Below are 3,715 nucleotides of genomic sequence, written 5' to 3' on the forward strand. Positions count from 1 at the left end.
GAACTCGCCCGCACCCCCAACGCCGCCGCCGCCGCGCTCGTGCCGCTGGCGGTCGTGCTCGTCGCGCTGCTCGACGACCAGCTCGCCCCGTCCGGACCCAACGAGGTCGACGTCCAGAACCGGTTGCAGGGCCCCTCGGCGCAGCACTGGTTCGGCACCGACGACCTCGGCCGCGACGTGCTGTCGCGGGTGCTGCTCGGCGCGCGGGTCAGCCTGCAGGTGGGCCTCGTGGCCGTCGGGATCTCCCTGGTCGCCGGCACCCTGGTGGGCGCGCTCGCCGGTTACCACGGCCGCTGGGCGGACGCGGTCCTCATGCGGCTGATGGACGTGCTCTTCGCGTTCCCCGCGCTGCTGCTGGCGATCGCGGTCATCGCGGTGCTCGGGCCGGGGACGACGAACGCGATGCTCGCCATCGGCATCACCTACACGCCGGTGTTCGCCCGGGTGGCGCGCGCCGCGGTCCTCGGGGTGCGCGAGCAGGTGTACGTGCGGGCCTCGCGCTCCCTGGGCGCCTCCGACGCGCGGCTGCTGCTGCGGCACGTGCTGCCCAACGCCGCCCCGCCGATCATCGTGCAGACGTCGGTGAGCCTGGGTTTCGCGGTGCTGGCCGAGGCGGCGCTGTCGTTCGCGGGGCTCGGCATCCAGCCGCCGGCGCCGTCCTGGGGCCGGATGCTCGCCGACGGGCGCGGGTTCCTGGAGCAGGCGTGGTGGATGGCGGTGTTCCCCGGCGCGGCCATCTTCCTGCTCGTGCTGTCCTTCAACCTGCTCGGGGACGGGCTGCGCGACGCCCTGGACCCGCAGCAGCGCAGCGCGATGGAGGCCGGCTCGAAGCGGCGGTCGCGGCGGGCGGGGGCCCGCCCGTGAGCGCCCCGGTGCTGGACGTGCGGGACCTGCGGGTGCGGCTGCGCACCCCGGCCGGCGAGGCGCGCGTCGTCAACGGCCTCGACTACGCCGTGCACGCCGGTGAGACCGTCGCCGTCGTGGGGGAGTCCGGCAGCGGCAAGAGCGTCTCCGTGCTGGCGCTGCTCGGGCTGCTGCCGCGCACCGCCACCGTCACCGGCACCGCGCAGTTCGAGGGCAGGGACCTGCTCGCGATGTCCGACGCGCAGCTGCGCACGGTGCGCGGCAACGGCATCGGCATGGTGTTCCAGGACCCGATGACCTCGCTGAACCCGGTCCTCACCGTCGGGCGGCAGATCACCGAGGGGCTGCGCGCCCACGGTGAGCTGTCGCGGCGGCAGGCGGCCGAGCGCGCCGCGGAACTGCTCGCCGACGTCGGCCTGCCCGAACCGCGCCGGGCGCTGGAGCGCTACCCGCACGAGCTGTCGGGCGGGATGCGGCAGCGGGTGGTCATCGCGATCGCGCTGTCGGGCGAGCCGCGGCTGCTCGTCGCCGACGAGGCCACCACCGCCCTCGACGTCACCGTCCAGGCGCAGATCCTCGACCTCGTCGCCCGGTTGCAGGCCGAGCGCGGCACGGCGGTGGTGTGGATCACCCACGACCTCGGCGTCGTCGCCGGAACCGCCGACCGGGTGCTGGTGATGTACGGCGGGCGCTGCGTGGAGGACGGCGGCGTCGACGACGTGTTCGAGCGCCCCGCCCACCCCTACACCCGCGGCCTGCTCGGGGCGCTGCCCGCCCGGCTCGGCGCGGCGCTGGACAGCGCGCGGGCCCCGGACCTCGTCACCGTGCCCGGCACCCCGCCGCTGCCGACGGAACTGCCCGACGGGTGCGTGTTCTGGGCCCGCTGCCCGCTGCGCTCGGACCCGCGCTGCGAGCACGAGCAGCCGCCGCTGGCGCCCGTCGGCCCGCGCGGTGCCCCACCCGGTGCCCCACCCGGCGCCCTCGTGCACCGGGCCGCGACGTGGTGCGGGGAGGGCTCGTGAGCGACGTGCTGGTCTCCGCCCGCGGCCTGCAGGTGCACTTCCCGGTGCGCTCGCGCGGCCTGCGCCGCCGCCCGGTGGGCGCGGTGCGCGCCGTCGACGGGGTGGACCTGGACGTCGTGCGGGGGGAGACCCTCGGGCTGGTGGGGGAGTCCGGCTGCGGCAAGTCCACCCTGGGCAACGCCCTGCTGCGGCTGGTGGAACCCACCGGCGGCACCGTCACCTTCGACGGGCAGGACGTCACCGCGATGGACGCGCGGCGGTTGCGGGCGCTGCGGCGGCGCGCCGTCATGGTGTTCCAGGACCCCTACGCCTCCCTCGACCCGCGCGTGCCCGTCGGGCGCGCCGTCGCCGAGCCGCTGGAGATCCACGGCCTGCACCCCGGCGCGTCCGCCCGGTCCGCGCGCGTGGCGGAGCTGCTGGACCTCGTGGGCCTGGACCCGGGCGTCGCCGGCCGCTACCCGCACGAGTTCTCCGGCGGGCAGCGCCAGCGCATCGGCATCGCCCGCGCCCTGGCCGCCGAGCCGGACTTCGTGGTCTGCGACGAGGCGATCGCCTCCCTGGACGTCAGCGTGCAGGCGCAGGTGCTGAACCTGCTGCGCGACCTGCAGCGGCGGCTGGGGCTGACGTACCTGTTCGTGTCCCACGACCTCGCCGCCGTCCGCCACGTCTCGGACCGCATCGCGGTGATGTACCTGGGCCGGGTCGTGGAGGTGGGCACCGCCGCGCAGGTCGCCTCGCGGCCGAAGCACCCGTACACCCGGGCGCTGCTGTCGGCGGTGCCGGTGCCCTCCCCGGCCGCCGAGCGCGGGCGGCAGCGGATCGTGCTGGGTGGCGACGTGCCCTCGGCGACGGCGGTGCCCACCGGGTGCCGGTTCCGCACCCGCTGCCCGGACGCGTTCGAGCCGTGCCCGCGGGTGGACCCCGCGCTCGCCGACCGCGGCGACGGGCAGCTGGCGGCCTGCCACCTGCACGGGGTGGTGGGGGAGCCGGTGCGGGGCTGAGGCCGAGCCCGGCCCGAGGCGGGGACGTCCCGCGCCGACACGCCCGCGCGTCGCGCGCGGGACGTCCCCGCCCACCCGCTGCCCCGGACCTCAGGGCCGGGGCACCTCCGGCCCGCGCAGGGTGACCTGGACGCTGCCGCCGATCTCCAGGTCTACCCGGGTGCAGGCCGCGTCCGGGTCGGGGATCGCCGACAGCGGCCAGTGGTGCTCCGCGCCCAGCGCCGCCGTCGCCAGCGCCTCGGCCTCGGGCAGGCCCACGCAGCGCTCGGCGATCCCGGCGCGCAGGGCGTCGCGCAGGACCGCCAGGTCACCGTCCAGGCCGTGGTCGACCGATCCGGCCCGGTGCGGCAGCACCTGCGCCTGCCTCGTGGCCGGATCCGCGTGCGCCACGGCGCAGGGCAGGTCGGCGTCCCCACCGGGGTTGTCGGCGGGCACCACCGCGACCGTCCAGCCGGTCAGCCCCTGCCGCTCCAGCTCCCGCGCGGCGAACGACACCGCCTCGTCCTCGGAGAAGCACCCGGACCGCACGCCGTCGACGTGGTCCTGCAGGCTCGCGTCCAGCTCGAACGCGGCGGCGTCCTCGGCGGTGGGGGCCGCCAGCACCTCACCGTCCGCGGGGACCTCCGAGCGCGGGGCCACGACGAGGTACCCCTCGTACGTGAACGCCACCGGGTCCGGGATGGGCTCTGCGCCCGTCAGCTCCTGGTAGCGCTGGCAGTCGGCCACCGGGTCGGCCGTCAGGCTCGGGCCACCGGAGGAGTCCTCGGCCCACGAGGAGCCCTGCCAGGCCGTCAGGCACGTCAACCCGTCCGCCGCACCACCGACGTA

At 76.9% G+C, this 3,715-nt stretch carries 4 protein-coding genes; 3 read left to right on the forward strand and 1 reads right to left on the reverse strand.

Going from position 1 to position 3,715, the window contains the following annotated elements; all coding sequences use genetic code 11:
- From ABEB16_RS15835 to ABEB16_RS15845, 3 genes are all read left to right on the forward strand, one after another.
- The coding region (locus tag ABEB16_RS15835; RefSeq protein WP_425560220.1) for an ABC transporter permease at positions 1 to 864 on the forward strand (864 nt) is incomplete at its 5' end.
- Positions 861 to 1,886, forward strand: coding sequence for an ABC transporter ATP-binding protein (locus ABEB16_RS15840; protein ID WP_345713189.1), 1,026 nt, complete (start codon positions 861 to 863; stop codon positions 1,884 to 1,886). The genes ABEB16_RS15835 and ABEB16_RS15840, both read left to right, overlap by 4 nt.
- Complete coding sequence (locus tag ABEB16_RS15845) at positions 1,865 to 2,887, forward strand: ABC transporter ATP-binding protein (protein ID WP_425560221.1); 1,023 nt, start codon at positions 1,865 to 1,867, stop codon at positions 2,885 to 2,887. Before ABEB16_RS15840 ends, ABEB16_RS15845 begins: the two co-directional genes overlap by 22 nt.
- Positions 2,888 to 2,977: 90 nt before the next feature.
- Here the strand turns inward: ABEB16_RS15845 and ABEB16_RS15850 are convergent.
- Positions 2,978 to 3,715: hypothetical protein (locus ABEB16_RS15850; RefSeq protein WP_345713191.1), on the reverse strand; the 738-nt coding region annotated here is incomplete at its 5' end.

It is taken from the genome of Kineococcus glutinatus, from assembly GCF_039542765.1.
Taxonomy (GTDB): Bacteria; Actinomycetota; Actinomycetes; order Actinomycetales; family Kineococcaceae; genus Kineococcus_A; species Kineococcus_A glutinatus.